Annotated in this window: 19 protein-coding genes and 1 riboswitch; of the genes, 10 read left to right on the top strand and 9 right to left on the bottom strand. The window is 62.2% G+C overall.

Going from position 1 to position 20835, the window contains the following annotated elements:
* The first annotated feature begins 231 nt into the window (after positions 1–231).
* The 3 genes from PG883_RS18810 (at position 232) to PG883_RS18800 (ending at position 4649) form a co-directional block, all read left to right on the top strand.
* Positions 232–2379 (top strand): adenosylcobalamin-dependent ribonucleoside-diphosphate reductase, encoded by a 2148-nt coding sequence (locus PG883_RS18810; protein WP_270807619.1) that lies wholly within the window; start codon positions 232–234, stop codon positions 2377–2379.
* A gap of 9 nt (positions 2380–2388) precedes the next feature.
* The gene (locus tag PG883_RS18805; protein WP_010673144.1) at positions 2389–3072 is read left to right on the top strand and encodes a TSCPD domain-containing protein; all 684 of its coding nucleotides are present in this window, start codon (positions 2389–2391) and stop codon (positions 3070–3072) included.
* A gap of 206 nt (positions 3073–3278) precedes the next feature.
* Positions 3279–4649: a PhoH family protein gene (locus PG883_RS18800; RefSeq protein WP_041214576.1), complete on the top strand. Its 1371-nt coding sequence runs from the start codon at positions 3279–3281 to the stop codon at positions 4647–4649.
* 209 nt (positions 4650–4858) lie between these two features.
* On the opposite strand, the gene thiQ is transcribed toward PG883_RS18800, so the two are convergent.
* From thiQ to thiB, 3 genes are all read right to left on the bottom strand, one after another.
* Entirely contained in the window at positions 4859–5569 is a 711-nt protein-coding gene (gene thiQ / locus PG883_RS18795; RefSeq protein WP_049637131.1) for a thiamine ABC transporter ATP-binding protein, read from the bottom strand.
* 141 nt (positions 5570–5710) lie between these two features.
* Positions 5711–7339 (bottom strand): thiamine/thiamine pyrophosphate ABC transporter permease, encoded by a 1629-nt coding sequence (thiP, locus tag PG883_RS18790; protein ID WP_270807616.1) that lies wholly within the window; start codon positions 7337–7339, stop codon positions 5711–5713.
* Positions 7315–8295: a thiamine ABC transporter substrate binding subunit gene (gene thiB, locus PG883_RS18785; RefSeq protein WP_270807614.1), complete on the bottom strand. Its 981-nt coding sequence runs from the start codon at positions 8293–8295 to the stop codon at positions 7315–7317. The genes thiP and thiB overlap by 25 nt, the downstream gene beginning before the upstream one ends.
* Before the next feature lie 83 nt (positions 8296–8378).
* Positions 8379–8469: riboswitch (TPP riboswitch) on the bottom strand.
* Between the two features lie 91 nt (positions 8470–8560).
* Between thiB and PG883_RS18780 the strand changes: the two genes are divergently transcribed.
* Positions 8561–8851, top strand: coding sequence for a PilZ domain-containing protein (locus PG883_RS18780; RefSeq protein ID WP_039041182.1), 291 nt, complete (start codon positions 8561–8563; stop codon positions 8849–8851).
* 51 nt (positions 8852–8902) lie between these two features.
* Here the strand turns inward: PG883_RS18780 and PG883_RS18775 are convergent, their stop codons facing one another.
* The 5 genes from PG883_RS18775 to leuA all read right to left on the bottom strand — a co-directional run bounded on the left by PG883_RS18775 (position 8903) and on the right by leuA (position 14746).
* On the bottom strand, positions 8903–9832 hold the full coding sequence (locus tag PG883_RS18775) for a transglutaminase domain-containing protein (protein ID WP_270807612.1): 930 nt from the start codon (positions 9830–9832) through the stop codon (positions 8903–8905).
* A gap of 112 nt (positions 9833–9944) precedes the next feature.
* Positions 9945–10544, bottom strand: a complete 600-nt coding sequence (gene leuD / locus PG883_RS18770; RefSeq protein WP_270807610.1) for a 3-isopropylmalate dehydratase small subunit — start codon at positions 10542–10544, stop codon at positions 9945–9947.
* A gap of 12 nt (positions 10545–10556) precedes the next feature.
* A complete protein-coding gene (gene leuC, locus PG883_RS18765) occupies positions 10557–11954 on the bottom strand; it encodes a 3-isopropylmalate dehydratase large subunit (protein ID WP_270807608.1) in 1398 nt (465 codons plus the stop codon).
* A 32-nt stretch (positions 11955–11986) separates the two neighbouring features.
* Entirely contained in the window at positions 11987–13072 is a 1086-nt protein-coding gene (gene leuB / locus PG883_RS18760; RefSeq protein ID WP_041211114.1) for a 3-isopropylmalate dehydrogenase, read from the bottom strand.
* A 111-nt stretch (positions 13073–13183) separates the two neighbouring features.
* A complete protein-coding gene (leuA, locus tag PG883_RS18755; protein WP_010673154.1) occupies positions 13184–14746 on the bottom strand; it encodes a 2-isopropylmalate synthase in 1563 nt (520 codons plus the stop codon).
* A 405-nt stretch (positions 14747–15151) separates the two neighbouring features.
* On the opposite strand from leuA, the gene PG883_RS18750 reads away from it, so the two are divergent.
* The 6 genes from PG883_RS18750 (at position 15152) to ilvN (ending at position 20301) form a co-directional block, all read left to right on the top strand.
* Complete coding sequence (locus PG883_RS18750) at positions 15152–15775, top strand: TetR/AcrR family transcriptional regulator (protein ID WP_010673155.1); 624 nt, start codon at positions 15152–15154, stop codon at positions 15773–15775.
* A gap of 125 nt (positions 15776–15900) precedes the next feature.
* Positions 15901–16404: a phosphatase PAP2 family protein gene (locus tag PG883_RS18745; protein ID WP_039041177.1), complete on the top strand. Its 504-nt coding sequence runs from the start codon at positions 15901–15903 to the stop codon at positions 16402–16404.
* Complete coding sequence (locus tag PG883_RS18740; protein WP_128273667.1) at positions 16401–17510, top strand: MJ1255/VC2487 family glycosyltransferase; 1110 nt, start codon at positions 16401–16403, stop codon at positions 17508–17510. Before PG883_RS18745 ends, PG883_RS18740 begins: the two co-directional genes overlap by 4 nt.
* A gap of 35 nt (positions 17511–17545) precedes the next feature.
* Entirely contained in the window at positions 17546–17698 is a 153-nt protein-coding gene (locus PG883_RS18735) for a hypothetical protein (protein WP_010673158.1), read from the top strand.
* Positions 17699–18088: 390 nt separating this feature from the next.
* Complete coding sequence (locus tag PG883_RS18730) at positions 18089–19807, top strand: acetolactate synthase 3 large subunit (protein ID WP_010673159.1); 1719 nt, start codon at positions 18089–18091, stop codon at positions 19805–19807.
* On the top strand, positions 19807–20301 hold the full coding sequence (gene ilvN, locus PG883_RS18725; protein WP_010673160.1) for an acetolactate synthase small subunit: 495 nt from the start codon (positions 19807–19809) through the stop codon (positions 20299–20301). Before PG883_RS18730 ends, ilvN begins: the two co-directional genes overlap by 1 nt.
* A 251-nt stretch (positions 20302–20552) precedes the next feature.
* Here ilvN and PG883_RS18720 read toward each other — a convergent pair.
* Positions 20553–20835 (bottom strand): hypothetical protein (locus PG883_RS18720; protein WP_270807605.1); only part of this gene is annotated, 283 nt, incomplete at its 5' end.

Genomic DNA, 20835 nt, shown 5'->3' with positions numbered 1-20835 from the left:
TGCACGGCGACAGCAGGGTGATGGTGGTGGTGTGTTTGGAGACAGCCAGTTTACCAGCACCCTGTCTGTCAACTTCCACTTTCCCAGGATCCCGCGAAGAACCTTTTTTTAGGATAGAATCGGCGCCCTTACGACGGATGAATCACAACATATTGTGTTTTCAGTCCTTAAACTTACTACTGGTAGTATTCTTGTCACGATATTGCCCCATTCACAGGAGGTTGATTGACCATGGCTAAATCCATTCCGGTACTGGAGGGCGTCACCGCCAGCCGCCAGATCCCTCTGCAGGAGACGTCTCTCGAGATCTGGGACAGCAAGTATCGTCTCAAGAGCAAGGATGGCGCCCCCATCGACGGCTCCATCGACGAGACCTACCAGCGTGTCGCTCGCGCGCTGGCTGCGCAGGAGCGCGAACCCGACACCTGGTATGAACCCTTCCTGTGGGCCCTGCGCAATGGTGCCATTCCGGCGGGCCGTATCACCTCCAACGCCGGGGCGTTTGAGCACAAGCCGGCGACCTCCACCATCAACTGCACCGTCTCCGGCACCATCGAGGATTCGATGGACGATATCCTCGGCAAGGTGCACGAGGCGGGGCTGACCCTGAAGGCGGGTTGCGGCATCGGTTACGACTTCTCGACCCTGCGACCGCGCGGGGCCTTCGTCTCGGGAGCGGGGGCCTATACCTCCGGGCCGCTCTCCTTCATGGATATCTACGACAAGATGTGCTTTACCGTCTCCTCTGCCGGTGGCCGTCGTGGCGCCCAGATGGGCACCATGGATATCCGTCACCCCGATGTCGTCGAGTTCATCCAGGCCAAGCGGGAGGATGGTCGCCTGCGTCAATTCAACCTCTCCCTGCTCATCACCGAAGAGTTCGTCAGTGCGGTGAAAGAGGATGCACCCTGGCAACTGATCTTCCCCTACACCGCCAAGGAGGTGGAGCAGGATGGCATCGCGCTGGATGACCCAGCGAGGGTGGTCTGGGCGGACTGGCCCAACAAGGAGGGTGTGGTGATCAACGAGCTGGGCCAGGTGGCCTGCAAGGTCTACAAGACCCTGCCCGCGCGCAAGCTGTGGAACGTCATCATGACCTCTACCTACGACTATGCGGAGCCCGGTTTCATCCTGATCGACAAGGTGAACCAGATGAACAACAACTGGTTCTGCGAAGAGATCCGTGCCACCAACCCCTGCGGTGAACAGCCTCTGCCGCCCTATGGGGCCTGTCTGCTGGGCTCGGTCAACCTGACCACCTTCGTGCGCGATCCCTTCACCGAGCAGGCCGCCTTCGACTGGCCCGCGTTTCGCAAGGTGGTGGCCATCTTCACCCGTATGCTCGACAACGTGGTGGAGATAAACCAGCTGCCGCTGGCCAAGCAGCGCAAGGAGATCACCGCCAAGCGTCGCCACGGCATGGGCTTCCTGGGGCTGGGCTCGACCCTCACCATGCTGCGCATCAAGTACGGCTCTGCGGCCTCCGTCGCCTTCACCGAACAGGTCTCCCAGGAGCTGGCGATGACCGGCTGGCAGGAGTCTCTGCGTCTGGCGAAGGAGAAGGGGCCGGCCCCCATCATGGAGCAGGAGTTCGAAGTCACCGGCAAGATGCTGCGTCTGCGCCCCGAAATGGCGGCAGATGGCATCAAGCTCGGCGACAAGGTGAAGGGCAAGGTGTTGCATGCCCGCTACAGCCGCTACATGCAGCAGGTGGCCGAGGTGGATCCCGCTCTGGTGGCCGAGCTGGCTGAGGTGGGTGGACGCTTCACCCATCACAGCAGCATAGCGCCGACCGGTACCATCTCCCTGTCGCTCGCCAACAACGCCAGTAACGGCATAGAGCCGAGCTTTGCCCACCACTACAGCCGCAATGTCATCAAGCCGGGCAAGAAGAGCAAGGAGAGCGTGGATGTCTACTCCTTCGAGCTGCTGGCCTATCGCGAGCTGGTCAATCCGGCCGCCATGCCCTATGCCGAGGAGGAGGGTAGCCGCCTGCCGGATTACTTCATCACCGCGGACGACGTCACGCCGACCGGGCACGTGGATATCCAGGCGGCGGCCCAGCGCTGGATCGACTCCTCCATCTCCAAGACCGCCAACGTGCCGACCGATTTTCCGTTCGAGCAGTTCAAGGATATCTACCTCTATGCCTCGGACTCCGGCCTCAAGGGCTGTACCACGTTCCGCTTCAACCCGGCCGCCTTCCAGGGCGTGCTGGTGAAGGAGAAGGATCTGGAGAACACCAGTTACGAGTTCACCCTGGAAGATGGCACCGTCATCACGGCGAAGGGGAACGAGGAGATCGAATACGATGGCGAGCTGCACACCGCCGCCAACCTCTATGACGCCTTGAAAGAAGGCTATTACGGCAAGTTCTGAGGACGAGACATGGTCAAGAAAATCGACAGAAAAATCGTCGCCTACAAGGTAAAAACCCGGGATGAGCCGCAAGATGCGCCGACGCCCCAGGATGACGTGGTGCACATGCATGAAACCGTGCTGCGCCCGGAACGGTTGATGGGCACCACCTACAAGCTGAAAACGCCGGAGCATGTCTCCGAGCACTCGCTGTTCATCACCATCAACGACATCATTCTCAACGAGGGCACGGTGCACGAGACCCGGCGCCCGTTCGAGATCTTCATCAACTCCAAGAGCCTGGAGCACTATCAGTGGATAGTGGCGCTGACCCGCATCATCTCGGCGGTGTTTCGCAAGGGAGGGGACGTCACCTTTCTGGTGGAGGAGTTGCGCTCCGTGTTCGATCCCAAGGGGGGCTACTGGAACAAGGGCAAGTACGTGCCCTCTCTCATCGCCGAAATTGGCAACGTGATCGAAACCCATCTCACCGAGATCGGCATGCTCAAGGTGCCCGGGCTGGACGAGCACCAGCAGGCGTTCCTGGCCGAGAAGCAGGCGCAATTGCAGGCACAGCAACAGGCAGAAGAGCAGCCGGCGGGCAGCGGTTTCCCACCCAGTGCCGCGCTCTGCTACAAGTGCCACACCAAGGCGCTGGTGCAAAAGGATGGCTGCATGACCTGTCTCAATTGCGGGGATTCCAAGTGCGGTTGAGGTGCTGATTGCCACCAAAGGCCGGCAACATGCCGGCCTTTTCGTTGCTGATTTTATGTTCGAACGACGCCCATGATGGCAGCGATTTGTTGCGCACCGGTAAATTCGGGCGTAGCGTTGGGGGTAATAAAACTGTCACGGCCGTGTGGTTTCAATGACATCTGAGATTCACACACGTGGCACCTTCAGTGCCAAGGAGGATGCTTATGGACAACACGGACCGAAAGCTGTTTATCCTGGATACCAACGTTCTGCTTCACGAACCCCTCGCCATCTACTCCTTCAAAGAGCACGACGTGCTCATCCCCATGACGGTGCTCGAAGAGCTCGACAACATCAAGGATCGCCAGAAGGACGTCAGCCGTGATGCCCGCATCGCCATCCGTGCCCTGGAAGATGTGTTCCGCGATGCGACTCCGGAGCAGATAGTGCAAGGAGTGGCACTGGCCGGCGAGGCGAGCGGTCATATATCCATCTTCAGCGATCACCATCTGCCCCAGGATGCCGAGGTGTTCACCGACAAGGAGGCGGACAACCGCATCATCAACGCCGCCCTCTACCTGCAAAAGCACGAGATGAAGCGTCAGGTGGTGCTGGTCACCAAAGACATCAACATGCGCCTCAAGGCCAAGGGAGCAGGTCTTGCCCATGTGGAGGATTACCGCAGCGACCAGCTCATCGACGACATCCGCCTGCTCGCCAAGGGCTTCCAGGTGGTGCCCGGCAGCTTCTGGGAGCGGGTCGGCGAGTGCGACAGCGAAACCCATGGCCGCGATACGGTCCACGTTATCGATGCCAACCTGCTGGAGGGCGTCCACGTCAACCAGTACCTGCTGGACGAGGAGAACTTCTTTGCCGCGCGGGTACTGAGCCACGACGGCAACAAGATCCGCCTGAAAGATCTCGGCCGCGAGCGGCTGATGTCCCGCAAGGCCTGGGGAGTGCATCCCAAGAACGTCTATCAGGGCATGGCGCTGGATGCCCTGCTGGATCCGCACATCGACCTGGTGATCCTGACCGGCCCGGCGGGCTGCGGCAAGACCCTGCTCGCCATGGCGGCGGCGCTGGAGCTGGTGATCGAGAAGGGGATCTACGAGAAGGTGATCGTCACCCGCAATACCCCGGAAATTGCCGAGAGCATCGGCTTCCTGCCCGGCACCGAGGAGGAGAAGATGATGCCCTGGCTGGCGGCGGTGACCGACACCCTGGAGGTGCTGCACAAGCAGGACGAGAACATGAGCGGGTCGCTCAGCTACATCATGGAGAAGGCCAATATCCAGTTCAAATCGGTCAACTTCATGCGCGGGCGCAGCATCCAGAACACCTTCGTGCTGCTGGACGAGTGCCAGAACCTGACCGCGTCCCAGATCAAGACCATCATCACCCGCTGCGGGGAGGGGACCAAGATCGTCTGCTCCGGCAACCTGGCTCAGATCGACTCCAACTACCTGAGCCCGGTGACCTCGGGTCTGACCTACATCGTCGAGCGGTTCAAGGACTTCGACGGCAGTGCCAACATCTTCCTGAACGGGGTGGTGCGCAGCAGGCTGGCTTCGTTCGCCGAGGAAAATCTCTGATTTGACGGGATCTCTGCATGAGAAAGGGGAAGCCGGACGGCTTCCCCTTTTTTGATCCCGCCTCTCTCAGTCGGCCCAGGTAGCGCAGCAGCCCGGGGTGATCGCTGCTGTGCAGGATATCCGGCTTGTCCTGCAAGGCGATGCGCCCTGCGTCGATGAAGGGCATCGTCCTAGGAACGACAGGGAGAGACCATCTGCTTGTCAGCCCTTCACTGTGGCGCCAGAGCGCGGCCCAGGTAGCGCAGCAGCCCGGGGTGATCGCTGCTGTGCAGGATATCCGGCTTGCCCTGCAAGGCGATGCGTCCCGCGTCGATGAAGAGCACCTGATCGGCGATGAGCTGGGCATCCTCGGGGTTGTGAGAGACCATCAGCACGGTGATGCCCTGCTCGCAGGCGAGGCGGGCGACCTCCGCCAGCATCTCCCGCCGCAGGGCCGGATCGAGGGCCGAGAAGGGCTCGTCCAGCAGCAGCAGCGGCCTGCCCCGCACCAGGGCGCGGGCCAGCCCCACCCGCTGCTGCTGGCCGCCGGAGAGCTGCTCCGGCAGGCGCGTCAGCATCTCCCCCAGGCCCACCTTATCAGCGGCCTCCTGCACCTGCCTTTTCTGGGCCGGATTCAAGCGCAGGCCGGGATGCAGGCCGATGGCGATGTTGTCGAACACCGACAGGTGCAGGAAGAGGTTGTGATCCTGGAACAGGGTGGTGACCGGGCGCTCGGCGGGGCCCAGTGACAGCAGATCCTGGCCGTCGAAGGTGAGGGTGCCCGACTCCACCGGCACGAAGCCCGCGATCATGCCGAGCAGGGTGGACTTGCCGGCGCCGCTCGGACCGATGAGGGCGGTGATCTCCCCCTTGGGCAAGGTCGCACTGAAGGTCACCTGCCAGTCGGGATAACTGGTGACCAGTTCCTCAATTACCAGCATGTTTGGCTCCTGAATGTCGTTTTATAGAACAACAAGTAAGAAAAATTGATGAAAAGCAGCGTGAGTGACTGCTCCAAGGGGCGCCCCAGGGGCGTGCCCGGGCGGATCCTGGGGGCAGGGAGGCGGCAATGCCGCCGGGGATCAGGGATCCACATGCCTGCCTCCCAGTCCCCGCTCCACCAGCCAGAACAGGGAGAAGCAGAGGGTGAGCAGCAGCAGGGCGGTGGCGGCCGCCTCGGTCAGCCGGTAGCTGCCGAGCTGTTGATAGAGCAGCCAGGGCAGGGTAGTGAGGGTCTGGCTGCCGAACATGGCGATGGCCCCGAGATCCCCGAGGGACAATATCATCGAGAGAGCCATGGCCAGGGCCAGCGGACGGCGCAGCAGGGGCCACTCCACCAGGCGCAGGCGATGCAGGCCGCGCACCCCCAGGCTGTCCGCCAGCCGATCGTACTGGCGCACCACCAGTTGCATGGGGGCCGAGAGGGTGCGCAGCACATAGGGCAGCGCCATCAGGGCGTTGACCAGCACCACCAGCCTGGGGCCCAGGGCAAAGACGTCGGTGAAGGGCATGAACAGGATGAAGAGGCCGGTGGAGAGCACCACCGCCGGGATCATCAGGATCATGGAGCCGCTGGCCTCCCACAGGGCGGCGGCCCGCCGTTTGCGATCCCGCACCCTCAGATGCCGGCTGGTGAGCAGCAGCCCGGCGCCGAGCAAAGTGGCCAGGGAGCCCGCCGCCAGGGCTATGCCCAGAGACTGCCCCCCTGCCTGCCACAGCCGGGGTGAGCCGAGCGCCGCCAGCAGACCGGGGTTGAACCCGGCGACCACGATGGCCAGCAGGGGCGGCAGGAAGATGGCGAGCCCCATGGTCAGGGCCAGGCCATCTACTAGAGCGCTGCCCTTCTGGTGTCTGTCGGGACGCAGGCAGGGGCGACGGCTGGTGAGGCGACTGGCCGGGGTGGTCTGCAGCTTGTGTTGCAGCAGGAGCAGGGCCAGGGTCAGCAGCAGTTGCACCAGGGCGAGCCCGCCAGCGGTGGCGAGATCGAAGTCAAAGCGCAGCGCCTGGTAGACGGCTACCTCCAGTGTGGTGGACTTGGGGCCGCCCCCGAGCGCCAGCACTGTGGTGAAGCTGGTGAAGCAGAGCATGAAGATGAGGCTGGCGAGCCCCGGCAATATGCCGCGGATGAGCGGCCACTCCAGCAGCCGGAAGATGTGGGAGGAGCGCATGCCGAGCTGGCTGGCGAGGCGCCAGGAGGACTCGGGGATGCTCTCTATGCTCTGCAGAATGAGGCGGGCGGCCAGCGGCATGTTGAAGAAGACATGGGCCAGCAGGATGCCGAACAGGCCATAGAGGTAGTTGCCGGGATCCAGGCCCAGGCCGTGCAGCAGTTGCGGCAGCCAGCCCTGGCGACCGTGCACCGCCACCATGCCGAAGATGGCGATGATGACTGGCAGCACCAGGGAGAGGCCGAACAGCTTGAGCAGCAGGCGGCGTCCGGTGAAACGGCGTCGCGCCAGGGCTCTGGCCACCGGGATGGCAAGCCCCAGGCTCAGCAGGGTGGAGAGCAGTGCCTGCCAGAGGCTGAAACCCAGCACGTGGCGCAGGTAGGGATCGCCTAGCAGGGCGCGGGGGGAGAGGGCCCCCGCCTGCCATAACAGGGCGACCAGCGGCCCAATTGAGAGCAGCAGGATGACCAGGGTGGCTGCACTGCCGGGCAGCCACCAGAGGGTGCGACGACCTGAACTCACTGGGTGACGGCTTGCAGCCATTCGCGGATCCACCCCTTGCGGTTGGCAGCCACCTCGTCAGAGCTGAAGGTGAGCGGCTTCGCTACGGTGATCATCTGTTCGAACCCCTTGGGCAGCACCATGTCTGTCACCGGATACATCCAGTTGCCGCCGGGGATCTCATTCTGGAAGGCGGGGCTCACCATGAATTGCAGGAACTGGTCAGCCAGTTTGCCCTGTGTGGCGCCCTTGAGCTTGGCCGCTACTTCCACCTGGCGGTAGTGCCCCTCCTCGAACGCGGCCGCCCGGTACTGGGGCTTGTTTTCGGCGATCAGGTGATAGGCGGGAGAGGTGGTGTAGGAGAGCACCATGTCCGCCTCGCCGTCGAGAAACATGCCGTAGGCCTCTGACCACCCCTTGGTGACGGTGACCGTCTTTTTGGCAAGCGTGGCCCAGGCGGCAGGGGCCTCATCCCCGTAGACCGACTTCATCCAGAGCATCAGCCCCTGACCAGGGGTGGAGGTGCGGGGATCCTGATAGATCACCTTGATATCGGGGCGCGCCACCAGCTCCTTCAGGCTCTTGGGGGGCTGCTTGAGCTTGTTGCTGTCATAGACGAAGGCGAAGTAGCCGTAGTCATAGGGGACAAAGGTGTCATCCTGCCAGCCACCCGGCACCTTGAGGTCATCGAGCCTGGTGGAATGGGGAGCGAACAGGCCGCTCTGCTTGGCCTCGCTGATGAGGGCATCGTCCAGTCCCAGCACCATGTCGGCCTTGCTGTGCTGGCCTTCCAGCCGCAGCCGGTTGAGGATGGCGACGCCATCCTCGAGGGGCACCAGATTGAGTGTGCAGCCGCACTCCTTCTCGAAGGCCTGCTTGATCTTGGGGCCCGGCCCCCATTCGGCGGCGAAGGAGCCGTAGGTGTAGACGGTGAGGGTGTCGGCGGCAAACGCCTGGGCAGAGAGCAGGCTGGTGGCGATCAGCAGCAGGGTCTTCATCAATGGCACTCCTGTGGGTATCGGGGTGCTCATCAATGGCACCTCGCGTGTGGTGAGCGCCGGCGGATGAGGGCACAAAAAACGCGCGCCATGCCTCAAATTCCTCCGCCAGCATTATCTGGATCAGGTTCACGGGTATAATCTCAGCGGTAAACCGCACCCCGTTTGAGCAACGCATCGCATTGTATTGGCGTTCCTGGGGGGAGGCTAGCACTATGTTTCACGGGCCGCATCGTGCGAGCCACCACCAAGGAGGAAGTCCCCAGTGATCACCAGCACCAAGGAAAGACGTGCCTTCCAGCGCATGGTCATCAATGCCCCCGTCACCCTGTTCCAGCATCAGCAGGTGCTGGAGGGGGTCTGCCGGGATCTCAGCGCCAACGGCATGGGCGTCGAGGTGAACAAGCACGCGTTCGATCTGGCCCAGCCCATCCGGGTGAGCCTGGCGACCAGCAGCAATCTTCTGCCTCCCTTTGAGGCCCAGGCTCGCATCGTGCGGGTGCTGGAGGAAGAAGACGGTCTCCTGCTGGCGCTGGAGTTTCTCTCCCTCACCTGAGACCCGGGCGCCCGTCCTCCTCGAGACAGGCCAGCCATGGGCTGGCCTGTCTCATTTCCCCTCATCCTGCACCGGCTGCACGCTCAACTGGCCGCTGTCGACCAGCGTCTTGCTGGTGGGCGCGAGCTGGCCCATGGGCAGCTGGGTCGGGCCGGTCGGCTCCATCAGGAGGTAGGTCTCCCCCGCCCGGCTCAAGGTGGTGTCCCCCGGTTTGGCTGGCAGGGCCACCCCCAGCAGGGCATGTCCCGGCACGAACACCATGGCCTGCTTGAGATCGGGATACCCCTGGGCCAGCAGGGCGGTCATCAGGGTCGCCTTGCTGTCGCAATCCCCCCGGTTCTGCTCCAGCACCTGGCGCGGGCTCAGAAACCCCTTGCCAGAGCGGCCCGACTGGCTGTCGAGCAGTTGATAAGGGATGGCCTGGATGAAGTCGAGCATGTGGGCCACCGTCTTCTGGCGCGCCTCGGTCTCGGTGGCCCCTTCCTGCTTGAGCTGCTCCATCAACGGGGCCAGTTCGTCCCGGCTCTCCAGGGCGATGCGCACATGATCCTGCTTGATGGCGGGAGCGCCGTCGGGGGCAGTGAAGGGCTGGAAGTAGTGCTGCGTGAGCCAGGCGGCCTCCAGTTTGGCCTGCTCGGGCTTGACCCATTGGGAGGCTTCCCGCGCCTTGTCGGCGTTGCGGCTCTTGATGCTGAGGCTCATGGCGGGGCGAACGAGGGAGAACTGCACCTCGGGGAACGCCAGGGGGGCCTGTTGCAGCAGGCTTTGCAGTACGTCTTCCTGCATCCTGGCCGGACGGTAAGCGATGAGAGGGGGCAGCTTGCCCGCCTCCAGCCGGTAGCTGAGCTGCTGCGCCTTGCCCTCCCTGTCCTGCCAGCCGACGTTGAGCTGACCGCCACTGTTGGTGAAAGAGGTCTGCCCGCCCAGGGCCGGGAGGCTGAGCAGCAGGCAGAGCAATGAAAGGGCGCCCCTTGCGGACATAGGTGTCTCCTGTCGGACATGCAGAGGTGGCGGGCTTTGTACAGCGACCCGACAATAAAACAGGGAGCCTTGGCTCCCTGTTGATTCTACTCGCTTTCTTGTCGCAGGCTCGTCAAATCCAGCTTGGCTGCTTCGCCTCGAAGGCGCTGATGGCGGCCTCGTGCTGCAGGGTCAGACCGATGGCATCCAGCCCGTTGAGCAGACAGTAGCGACGGAACTCGTCGATTTCGAAGCTGAACGTGAGGCTGCCTGCACGCACCTGGTTGGCCTCCAGATCCACTTCGATCTCGATACCCGGCTGGGCGGCGACCAGCTGGAACAGGGCGTCGACCTCCTCCTCTTTCAGACGAACCGGCACCATGCCGTTGTTGATGGCGTTGCCGTAGAAGATGTCGGCAAAGCTCGGAGCGATCATGGTCTTGAAGCCGTAGTCCGCCAGCGCCCAGGGGGCGTGCTCACGACTCGAGCCGCAGCCGAAGTTCTCGCGGGCCAGCAGGATGCTGGCACCGGCGAACTGCGGCTGGTTGAGCACGAACTCGGGGTTGGGCTGCTCCCCTGCATCGTCCAGGAAGCGCCAGTCGTGGAACAGGTGCTTGCCAAAGCCGATACGGTTCACCTTCTGCAGGAACTGCTTGGGAATGATGGCGTCGGTGTCGACGTTGGCGCTGTCGAGGGGAACGACGATCCCTTTATGCTGTTTGAATCCTGTCATCGCTGTTTCCTCTTACAGTACGCGAATATCGGCGAAGCGGCCGGTGACGGCGGCGGCGGCGGCCATGGCCGGGCTCACCAGGTGGGTGCGGCCGGCACGACCCTGACGTCCCTCGAAGTTGCGGTTGCTGGTGGAGGCGCAGCGCTCCCCCGGTTGCAGCCGGTCGTTGTTCATGGCCAGACACATGGAGCAGCCGGGCAAACGCCACTCAAAGCCTGCCTCGATGAAGATCTTGTCCAGCCCCTCGGCCTCGGCCTGGGCCTTCACCTGCTCGGAGCCCGGCACCACCAGAGCCTGTACCCCGGCGGCGACCTTGCGGCCACGGGCGATGGCGGCGGCAGCGCGCAGATCCTCGATGCGGCTGTTGGTGCACGAACCGATGAACACCTTGTCGATGGCCACGTCGGAGAGCTTCTGGCCCGGTTGCAGGTCCATGTAGGCGAGGGCCTTGCGGGCGGACTGCTGCTCCACCGGATCGGCGAAGGATTCCGGGGCAGGGATGGGCTCATTGACGGCAATCACCTGGCCCGGGTTGGTGCCCCAGGTCACTTGCGGGGCGATGTCGGCGGCGTCCAGCACCACTTCGGCGTCGAAGTGGGCACCTTCGTCGCTCTTGAGGGTCAGCCAGTAGGCGATGGCCTGTTCCAGCGCCTCCCCCTTGGGAGCGAACTCCTTGCCACGGATGTAGTCGATGGTGGTCTGGTCGGGGGCAATCATGCCCGCTTTGGCGCCGAGCTCGATGGCCATGTTGCACACCGTCATGCGCCCTTCCATGGTGAGCCCCTCGATGGCTTCACCGGCGAACTCCACCACGTAGCCGGTCCCGCCTGCATGACCCACCTTGCCGATGATGGCGAGCACCACGTCTTTGGCGCTGATGCCTGCGGCCAGCTTGCCGTTGACAGAGATACGCATGGTCCTGGCGCGGCCCTGTTTCAGGGTCTGGGTGGCCATTACGTGTTCCACTTCGGAGGTGCCGATACCGAATGCGAGCGACCCGAAGGCACCGTGGGTGGCGGTGTGTGAGTCACCGCAGACGATGGTGGTGCCGGGCAATGTGATGCCGAGCTCGGGGCCCATCACGTGGACGATGCCCTGGTACTTGTGGTTCAAGTCATAGAGACGAACCCCGAACGCCTTGCAGTTGGCGGCGAGCGTCTCCATCTGGATGCGGGCCATCTCGCCGGAGGCGGCGATGTCCTTGGTGGTGGTGGAGACGTTGTGATCCATGGTGGCCCAGGTCAGATCCGGGCGACGCAGCTGGCGGTTCATGGCGCGCAGGCCGTCGAATGCCTGGGGGCTGGTCACTTCATGCACCAGGTGACGGTCGATGTAGATGAGAGGGGTTTCCCCTTCCACTTCCCGCACCACGTGTGCGTCGAACACTTTCTGATAGAGGGTCTTGGACATTGCTCGGTTTCCTTGTTATCGATGCCGTGGGATCAGATGCGCGCGGCGATCTGGCTGCCCATGTCGGCCGTGCTCTGCACCGGGTGTGTGGCGCTGGCCTGATGCAGGTCGGCGGTGAAATAGCCTTCTGCCAGGGTCTGGGCCACAGCCTGCTCTATGGCCTGGGCGGCGGCTTCCTGGCCGAGACTGTAACGCAGCATCAGGGCGGCGGAGAGGATCTGGGCGATGGGATTCGCAATCCCCTTGCCGGCGATATCCGGGGCCGAGCCACCGGCCGGCTCGAACAGACCGAAGCCGGATTCGTTGAGGCTGGCGGAGGGGAGCAGGCCCATGGAGCCAGTGATCATGGCGCACTCGTCGGAGAGGATGTCACCGAACAGGTTGGAGCAGAGCAGCACGTCGAACTGGGACGGATCCTTGATGAGCTGCATGGTGGCGTTGTCGATGTACATGTGGTTCAGGGCCACGTCCGGGTAGGACTTGGCGACCTCGGTCACCACCTCGCGCCACAGGATGGAGGAGGCGAGCACGTTGGCCTTGTCGATGGAGGTGACCCTGGCCTTGCGCACCCGGGCCGATTCAAAGGCGATCTTGGCGATGCGCTCGATCTCGAAGCGGTGGTACACCTCGGTGTCGAAGGCCTTCTCGGTGGCGCCTTCCCCTTCACGCCCCTTGGGCTGGCCGAAATAGATGCCGCCGGTCAGCTCGCGCACGCAGGCGATGTCAAAACCGCGATCGGAGATGTCGGCACGCAGCGGGGAGAACTGCTCCAGACCGGTGTAGATGCGGGCCGGGCGCAGGTTGCAGAACAGTTTGAAGTGGGCACGCAGGGGCAGCAGGGCACCGCGCTCCGGCTGATCGTTGGGCGGCAGGTGCTCCCACTTGGGGCCACCCACCGATCCGAACAGCACCGCATCGGCCGCTTCGCAGCCTTTGATCGTGCTCTGGGGCAGCGGTGTGCCGTGGTTGTCGATGGCGATGCCGCCGACGTCGTGACGGTCATAGTCGAGGGAGAAGCCGAATTTGGTCTGCACCTTTTCCAGTACCTTGATGGCCTCTGCCATCACTTCCGGGCCAATGCCGTCACCCGGCAATACTGCGATCCGATAACTGCTCATACTCTCTCCGTCTTGATAGTGTGATTCCGTTTCATCCGGGAGGCCGGTCCGGGCCACTGCCCTGGCCCCGGTCCTCCCCATGTCATGTTGTCATCTTGTCCGGCGGCGGGCTCAGACGGTTTCCGATTTGATGGTGTGGTTGCGCTCCATCTGCTCGGCGACCTGGTCCGCGCGCCAGATGCTGTTGATCACGTGGACCAGGGCCTGGGCCGAGGATTCGATGATGTCAGTGGCCAGCCCCATGCCGTGGAACTTGCGCCCCTTGTACTCGGCGACGATGTCCACCTGGCCGAGGGCGTTCTTGCCCTCGCCCTTGCCTTTGAGTTCGTATTTATCGATGCGGATCTCGTAGCCGGTGATGCGGTTGATGCACTGGTAGACCGCATCCACCGGGCCGTTGCCGGTGGCGGCCTCGCACACCAGATCCTGGCCTACCTTGAGCTTGACCGAGGCGGTGGCGAGCACCGAGCTGCCGCTCTGCACGCCGAGGTACTCCAGCTTGAAGTGCTCGGGCTCCTCGTGGATCTGGCTGAAGAAGGCGAGGGCCTCCAGGTCGTAGTCGAACACCTGGCCCTTCTTGTCTGCCAGGGTGAGGAACTTGGCGTAGAGATCGTCGAGGTCGTAGCTGCTCTCGGCGTAGCCCATGGACTCCATCCGGTGCTTGATGACGTGGCGGCCGGAGCGGGAGGTCATGTTGAGGTTGTTCTGGGTGAGACCGATGCTCTCGGGGGTGATGATTTCATAGGTGTTCTTCGCCTTGAGCACGCCGTCCTGATGGATGCCTGAGCTGTGGGAGAAGGCGTTGGCGCCGACGATGGCCTTGTTGGGCTGCACCGGCATGTTGCAGATTTGACTGACGAGGGTGCTGGTGCGGTGGATCTCGCTGTGGCGAATGTTGGTGTGTACCCCGAGCAGGTCGGCGCGGGTCTTCAGGATCATCGCGACCTCTTCCAGAGAGCAGTTGCCAGCACGCTCGCCGATGCCGTTGATGGTGCACTCGATCTGGCGGGCCCCCATCTGCACGGCACTGATGGAGTTGGCCACCGAGAGGCCCAGATCGTCGTGGCAGTGCACCGAGATGATGGCCTTGTCGATGTTGGGTACCCGGTTGAACAGGGTATGGATGATGCCGGAGAATTCGGTCGGCACCGTGTAGCCCACGGTGTCAGGAATGTTGATGGTGCGGGCGCCGGCCTTGATGGCGGCTTCCACCATGCGGCAGAGGTTGTCTATCGGGGTGCGGCCCGCATCTTCGCAGGAGAACTCCACGTCATCGGTGTAGCGCAAGGCGTGCTTGATGGCGCCGACCCCCATCTCCAGCACGTCTTCGAAGCTCTTTTTCAGCTTGCTCTCCACGTGGATGGAGGAAGTGGAGATGAAGGTATGGATGCGAAACGCCTCTGCCACTTTCAAGGCTTCGCCGGCGGCATCGATGTCTTTTTGCAGGGCGCGAGCCAGGGCGCAGACCCGGCTGTTCTTGATGTGGCGGGCGATGGTCTGAACCGATTGAAAATCGCCGGGAGAGGAGACGGGGAAACCCACTTCCATGATATCGACACCGAGCCGCTCCAGCGCCTGGGCGATCTGCAGCTTCTCCTTGACCGTCAAGCTGGCCGACAGCGCCTGCTCACCATCACGCAAGGTGGTGTCGAATATGATGACCCGATCTGACATGTGACTTCCCTCTTCCTAAGTTCGCTGCGTGCATCCTGCATGGCATAAAAAAACCCGTGCGGGGTGCACGGGTTTCTGTAAATTCCGGCTATGCCTTAGCCCGGCTACAAGGATCCCGCGCGAGGAGTCGCGATTAGGGAGAGCAGTAGTAGCGGAGCGGCAATACGCATGATGTCTCAATCCTTCCAGTCGATAACGCTACTACCAATAACGAGATTTTTATGCTGTGTCAACCGGAATGGACAGGTTCAATCCACTGGTTTATTTAATCGAATTGTAAAGGAGTGCAAATTCTCTTGTCCCATATTCGGTTCATGCCTGATTATCTGGTCATTCCTGCTGTACTCGATCACCCGCACAATCAGATCGACTTATCAGCCCTTGCTGAATTATCTGAGGTATTCCATGGAAAAACGCAGACCTGGCCGTCCAGTCGGACGTTCCGACATTCGTGACAAGCTGCTTGCCGCCGCACGCGAACGTTTTCTCAACACCCCCTACAGCAAGGTGACGACCCGCGAGATTGCCGAGCTGGCAGGCTCCAATCTGGCGATGATCCACTACTACTTCGGCAGCAAGGAAGGCCTCTACAAGGCGGTGCTGGGGGATGTGGCCGAGCCCCTCGAGCAAGCCTGGCACGACGAGAGCAGCAACCGCAGCCTGACCGATCTGCTCAACACCTACTATCAGGTGATGGCGCCCAACAGCGAGCTGACCTCCGCCATCTCCAGCGCATTGTCCACTGAAAAGAGCCCGGGGCGTGATTTTGTGCTGAGCCGCCTGCTGGATCGCCAACTTCCCCAGTTCGATGCCCTGCTCGAATCCATGCGCTCCAACGGCCAGCTGGCGGACAACCTGGACCCCGAGATGCTGAAGATCTCCTTCCTCAGCATGATGTGGCAGCCTTTCGTGATGAAGGATCTCTACGAACAGGTGTTTGGTCTGACGGTGGACGAGCACTTCATGAGCCGCCTCGCGGCCCACAACTGCCGCCTGATGGAAAACGGCCTGCGCGGTGCCCTGAACTGACTTTTCCGGGATGACGGATGAAAAAGGGCCCCTGGGCCCTTTTTTTCATCAATCTGTTATCTGGGCGTCAACGAAGTGTCATGCCGCCCTCCTAGTCTGCACTCAGGATGCAAGGGAGGGCCGTGATGAACAAGATCCAGCAATGGGACCTGCGGGTGTGCCGTGTCTGCCTGCTTCATCCCTACAATCAGCCGCAGGCCAGGATAAGCCGGCTTGTCTCCCGTACCGGTGACGGCCCCCTCTATGCCGTGGCGGCCTGCCTGCTCTGGTGGCAGGGGAGCGCCGGGCAGGAGGCGGTCAGGGTGGCGCTCTGGGCGTTTGCCCTCGAGTTGCCGCTCTACCTGCTGCTCAAGAATGCCCTCAAACGCCAGCGCCCGGCAGGGCTGCCTGTCTTCATCACCCCGTCGGATCGTTACAGCCTGCCCTCGGGCCATACCGCGGCCGCCTTTCTGATGGCGACCGTACTGGCCGCCAGTTTCCCGCTCTGGGCACCGCTGCTGTTTGTCTGGGCCGCGCTGGTGGGGGCGTCCCGCTTGCTGCTCGGGGTGCATTATCTGAGTGATCTGGTGGCCGGGGCGCTGCTTGGCGGTGGTTGCGCCCTCTGGGCGCTGGGTTGGAGCCAGGGATGAGGATACTGTTCGGCGTTCAGGGGACCGGCAACGGCCATATCAGTCGCAGCCGGACCCTGGCGCGCGCATTGAAGAGCAGGGGCGTGGCGGTGGACTATCTGTTCAGCGGGCGCGCCGCCGACGGCTACTTCGAAATGGGGGAGTTCGGGGATTATCGCACCTTCCCCGGTATCACTTTCGCCAGCCATCAGGGGCGCATCTCGGGCTGGCGTACCCTCAAGGGACTCTCTCCCCTGCGTTTCTGGCAAGATCTGCGTACCCTCGATTGTCGCGAGTACGATCTGGTCATCAGCGACTTCGAGCCGCTCAGTGCCCATGCTGCTCGCCGCTGGGGCAAACCCAGCCTCACCATCAGCCATCAGGCGAGCTTCGACTGGCCGATCCCGCGCTGGGGAGAGAGCGGCTTCAACCGCCAGCTGATGCGCCATTTTGCGCCGGTACGCCAGTCCCTGGGACTGCACTGGTTCCATTTCGGCCAGCCCCTGCTGCCTCCCATCGTCGATCCCCTCGAGCCGGTGCCGGACAACCAGCAGATCCTGGTCTATCTGCCATTCGAGCAGACAGAGACGATCGCGGCCCTGTTGTCGCGTTTCAGCCCGCAGTCGTTCATCTGCTTCCATCCCGAGGTGCGCAAGCGCAGCGAGTGGCGCAACATCCGCTTTGAACCTCAGGCAAGAGAGGGGTTCAAGCTGGCGCTGGCCGGTTGTCGCGGGGTCATCAGCAATGCGGGATTCGAGCTTGCCTCCGAGGCGCTCTCCCTTGGCAAGAAGCTGCTGGTCAAACCCCTGGGTGGCCAGTTCGAGCAGTTGACCAACGGCAGGACCCTGGAACTGATGGGGCTGGCCCAGTTGATGGACAGCCTGGATGCCAATGCGGTGCGAAGCTGGCTGGAGGCCCCTTCTCCTGGCAGAGTACGCTATCCCGATGTGGCAGGAGAGCTGGCCGACTGGTTGCTGGCCGGTGCCGGGGAGGAGGTGGGGGCGCTCTCCCGCCGCCTCTGGGGCAGGACTCTCTTTCCGGAGGAGGTGTGTGACAGCCTGGGGGAGCTTGCCAGCCGCACCGGCCAGGAGCGTCCCTGGTTATCCCAACTCAGCGCCTTTGACTAAACTGAGTCGATCCCACCACGGAGAGGACGGACACCATGCGCTTTACCAATGAAAACGGCGACACCATGACTCTGGCAGACAATCTCACCCTGCATGAGCTGCTCGACATGGGTGTCAGCATTTCGGTCTGCGAAGAGACGGATCCGGATCAGCAGATCTGGCTGGCAGAACCCGAAGACGAGCAGTGAAACCAGCCAGTTTTTGACGGCCCACCCCCTCGGGGTGGGCCGTTTATTTTGTTCCTGACCGACGCGGGCAGCATGATCCGCTGGTTGTTCCCCCCAGGGCCCCTCTTTGTTGCCCGTCTGGTGGCCAAGTCACTGAATGTTAATAGCTGTTTGAAATTTATGACTGTTATGGCCAGACAAAGCCGTGGACAAGCGTTCACGGGCGGGTTAAGTTGGTTTTTCACCCGCTTTTCGGGTGAATGATGGAAAACCCCTATTTTTCTACTATCGACGGCTCCGAACTCGCCTGATCTGCCTGCAGACAACAACAAGACTCGGATCGGCGCTGCCGGGAAGCAGCGGACTGTCGATAGCTTTCGCTTAACGGAGCAAAGCCTGGAGGGCTTTATCATGGAGATGTTATCAGGCGCCCAGATGGTGGTTAGAGCGCTGGAAGATCAGGGAGTGGAACACGTTTTCGGCTACCCTGGTGGCTCAGTGCTCGACATCTATGACGCTCTCTTCGAAAACGGCAAGATGGAGCACGTCCTGGTGCGGCACGAGCAGGCCGCAGTGCACATGGCGGACGGTTACGCCCGCTCCACCGGCAAGGTGGGCACTGTGCTGGTGACCTCGGGTCCCGGCGCCACCAACTGCATCACGGGGATCGCCACCGCCTACATGGATTCCATTCCCCTGGTGATCCTGTCCGGCCAGGTGCCGACCAGCATGATCGGGGAGGATGCGTTCCAGGAGACCGACATGATCGGCATCTCCCGCCCGGTGGTGAAGCACAGCTTCCTGTGCAAGAAAGCCAGCGACATTCCCGAGGCCATCAAGAAGGCCTATTACATTGCCGCCAGTGGCCGCCCGGGGCCCGTGGTGGTGGATCTGCCCAAAGACGTGCAGAATCCGAAAGAGAAGTTCCCCTATCAGTATCCCGAGTCCGTTTCCCTGCGCTCCTACAATCCGACCAAGGCCGGACACAAGGGCCAGATCAAGCGGGCTGCCAAGCTGCTGACCGAGGCGAGCCGCCCGGTCATGTACGTGGGTGGCGGCGCCATCAACGCCAATGCGGATCACCTGGTGACCAAGCTGGCGGAGCTGCTGAACCTGCCGGTGACTACCACGCTCATGGGGCTGGGCGCCTTCTCCGGCACCCATCCGCAGTTTATCGGTATGTTGGGGATGCACGGTACCTTCGAAGCGAACAAGAGCATGCACAACGCGGATCTGATCTTCGCCGTGGGTGCCCGCTTCGATGATCGCGTGACCAACAACGTAGCCAAGTTCTGCCCCAACGCCACCATAGTCCACATCGACATCGACCCCACCTCCATCTCCAAGACGGTACAGGCCCATGTGCCCATCGTCGGCTCGGTGGAAACCGTGCTGGAACAGATGCTGGAAGTGATCCGCGAATGCGGCTTTGACAACGACAAGCAGGCGCTGGCGGACTGGTGGGAGCAGATCAACCAGTGGCGCTCCCGCAACTGCCTGGCCTACGAGACCCATCCCACCCTGATCAAGCCGCAGCAGGTCATCGAGACTCTCTACAAGGTGACCAAGGGGGAGGCCTTCGTCGCCTCCGACGTCGGCCAGCACCAGATGTTTGCCGCCCTCTACTACCCGTTTGCCAAACCGCGCCAGTGGATCAACTCCGGCGGTCTCGGCACCATGGGCTTTGGCATTCCCGCCGCCATGGGGGCCCAGTTTGCCAACCCGGAAGCCGTGGTCTGCTGCGTCACCGGCGACGGCTCGGTGCAGATGAACATCCAGGAGCTCTCCACCTGCATGCAGTACGGGGTGCCCATCAAGATCATCTCCATCAACAACCGTGCGCTGGGCATGGTCAAGCAGTGGCAGAAGATGTTCTACGGCGGCCGTCACAGCCACTCCTACATGGAATCCCTGCCTGACTTCGTCAAGCTGGCGGAAGCCTATGGCCACGTCGGCATCGCGGTGAGCGATCCGGCGGAGCTGGAGAGCGCCATGGAGAAGGCTTTTGCCATGAAGGACAGACTGGTGTTCATGGACATCTCGGTCGATCCGGACGAGCACGTCTATCCGATGCAGATCAAATTTGGCGCCATGGACGAGATGTGGCTGAGCAAGACGGAGAGAACCTGATGAGACATATAATTTCCGTTCTGCTGGAGAACGAATCCGGTGCCCTGAGCCGTGTGGTAGGCCTCTTCTCCCAGCGCGGCTACAACATCGAGACCCTGACGGTGGCCCCCACCGAGGATCCCACTCTGTCCCGCATGACCATCGTCACCATGGGGGATGAGCGGGTGCTGGAGCAGATCCAGAAGCAGCTGCACAAGCTGGTGGACGTGCTCAAGGTGTGTGACCTGAGCGAGGGTGAGCACATCGAGCGGGAGATCGCGCTGGTCAAGGCGCGCGCCGCCGGTGGTGCCCGTGACGAACTGAAGCGGCTGGCGGACATATTCCGTGGCCAGATCGTCGACGTCACTCCCGAGCTCTACACGGTGCAGCTTGTCGGGACCAGCGAAAAGCTGGACGCCTTCATCAAGACGGCTGCCCAGACCAACGAGATCATCGAAGTGGTGCGCTCCGGTGTCTGTGGCATCTCCCGGGCGGACAAATCCCTGCGTCCCTGATGTGGCCGGATGAGAAAATTGCTGTTCAAGGGCTCTTCGGAGCCCTTTTTCGTGTCTGGCAGCGTTGCGGGCAAGTGGGGGCGCCGGTAGGGATGCAGTCCACAGCATCAGGGGGCTATCGAGGGGGTGAAAGAGAAGGGGGAAGGGAGGGTCTTCACCTGTCATTTTCTTTCAAATGATCGGTAAACTATCCACAAAAGCTGTGGAAAACTCTGTAGATTAGCGGTGTGTCTGGCGTTAGTCGCATGATCTTAAAGGGATATTTCAATTTGATCCTGGCTGGATCGCATTTGTGCAATCCCCTGGCGAGGGGGTGAGCGTTTGCTTATCCCTCGTGCCTTGCCAAGGGCGGAACGCGGATCTGTCCGTGGATCCGGACGGGATCCCGATCTGATCTTGCGGATCAACATTTCTGGGCGCGAGCCATAAAAAAAGGTTCTTCGCGGGATCCTGGGAAAGTGGAAGTTGACAGACAGGGTGCTGGTAAACTGGCTGTCTCCAAACACACCACCACCATCACCCTGCTGTCGCCGT

Source organism: Aeromonas sp. QDB25, from assembly GCF_027707725.1.
Taxonomy (GTDB): domain Bacteria; phylum Pseudomonadota; class Gammaproteobacteria; order Enterobacterales; family Aeromonadaceae; genus Aeromonas; species Aeromonas caviae.
Note: the sequence above shows the minus strand (reverse complement) of the source record. Positions and strands in the feature narration are given on the sequence as shown.

What these genes read in the sequence shown, in the direction of transcription:
- PG883_RS18810 (WP_270807619.1), top strand. Translation starts at nt 232, where the DNA reads ATGGCTAAATCCATTCCGGTACTGGAGGGCGTCACCGCCAGCCGCCAG.
- PG883_RS18805 (WP_010673144.1), top strand. Translation starts at nt 2,389, where the DNA reads ATGGTCAAGAAAATCGACAGAAAAATCGTCGCCTACAAGGTAAAAACC.
- PG883_RS18800 (WP_041214576.1), top strand. Translation starts at nt 3,279, where the DNA reads ATGGACAACACGGACCGAAAGCTGTTTATCCTGGATACCAACGTTCTG.
- thiQ (WP_049637131.1), bottom strand. Translation starts at nt 5,569, where the DNA reads ATGCTGGTAATTGAGGAACTGGTCACCAGTTATCCCGACTGGCAGGTG.
- thiP (WP_270807616.1), bottom strand. Translation starts at nt 7,339, where the DNA reads ATGGCTGCAAGCCGTCACCCAGTGAGTTCAGGTCGTCGCACCCTCTGG.
- thiB (WP_270807614.1), bottom strand. Translation starts at nt 8,295, where the DNA reads ATGAAGACCCTGCTGCTGATCGCCACCAGCCTGCTCTCTGCCCAGGCG.
- PG883_RS18775 (WP_270807612.1), bottom strand. Translation starts at nt 9,832, where the DNA reads ATGTCCGCAAGGGGCGCCCTTTCATTGCTCTGCCTGCTGCTCAGCCTC.
- leuD (WP_270807610.1), bottom strand. Translation starts at nt 10,544, where the DNA reads ATGACAGGATTCAAACAGCATAAAGGGATCGTCGTTCCCCTCGACAGC.
- leuC (WP_270807608.1), bottom strand. Translation starts at nt 11,954, where the DNA reads ATGTCCAAGACCCTCTATCAGAAAGTGTTCGACGCACACGTGGTGCGG.
- leuB (WP_041211114.1), bottom strand. Translation starts at nt 13,072, where the DNA reads ATGAGCAGTTATCGGATCGCAGTATTGCCGGGTGACGGCATTGGCCCG.
- leuA (WP_010673154.1), bottom strand. Translation starts at nt 14,746, where the DNA reads ATGTCAGATCGGGTCATCATATTCGACACCACCTTGCGTGATGGTGAG.
- PG883_RS18750 (WP_010673155.1), top strand. Translation starts at nt 15,152, where the DNA reads ATGGAAAAACGCAGACCTGGCCGTCCAGTCGGACGTTCCGACATTCGT.
- PG883_RS18745 (WP_039041177.1), top strand. Translation starts at nt 15,901, where the DNA reads ATGAACAAGATCCAGCAATGGGACCTGCGGGTGTGCCGTGTCTGCCTG.
- PG883_RS18740 (WP_128273667.1), top strand. Translation starts at nt 16,401, where the DNA reads ATGAGGATACTGTTCGGCGTTCAGGGGACCGGCAACGGCCATATCAGT.
- PG883_RS18735 (WP_010673158.1), top strand. Translation starts at nt 17,546, where the DNA reads ATGCGCTTTACCAATGAAAACGGCGACACCATGACTCTGGCAGACAAT.
- PG883_RS18730 (WP_010673159.1), top strand. Translation starts at nt 18,089, where the DNA reads ATGGAGATGTTATCAGGCGCCCAGATGGTGGTTAGAGCGCTGGAAGAT.
- ilvN (WP_010673160.1), top strand. Translation starts at nt 19,807, where the DNA reads ATGAGACATATAATTTCCGTTCTGCTGGAGAACGAATCCGGTGCCCTG.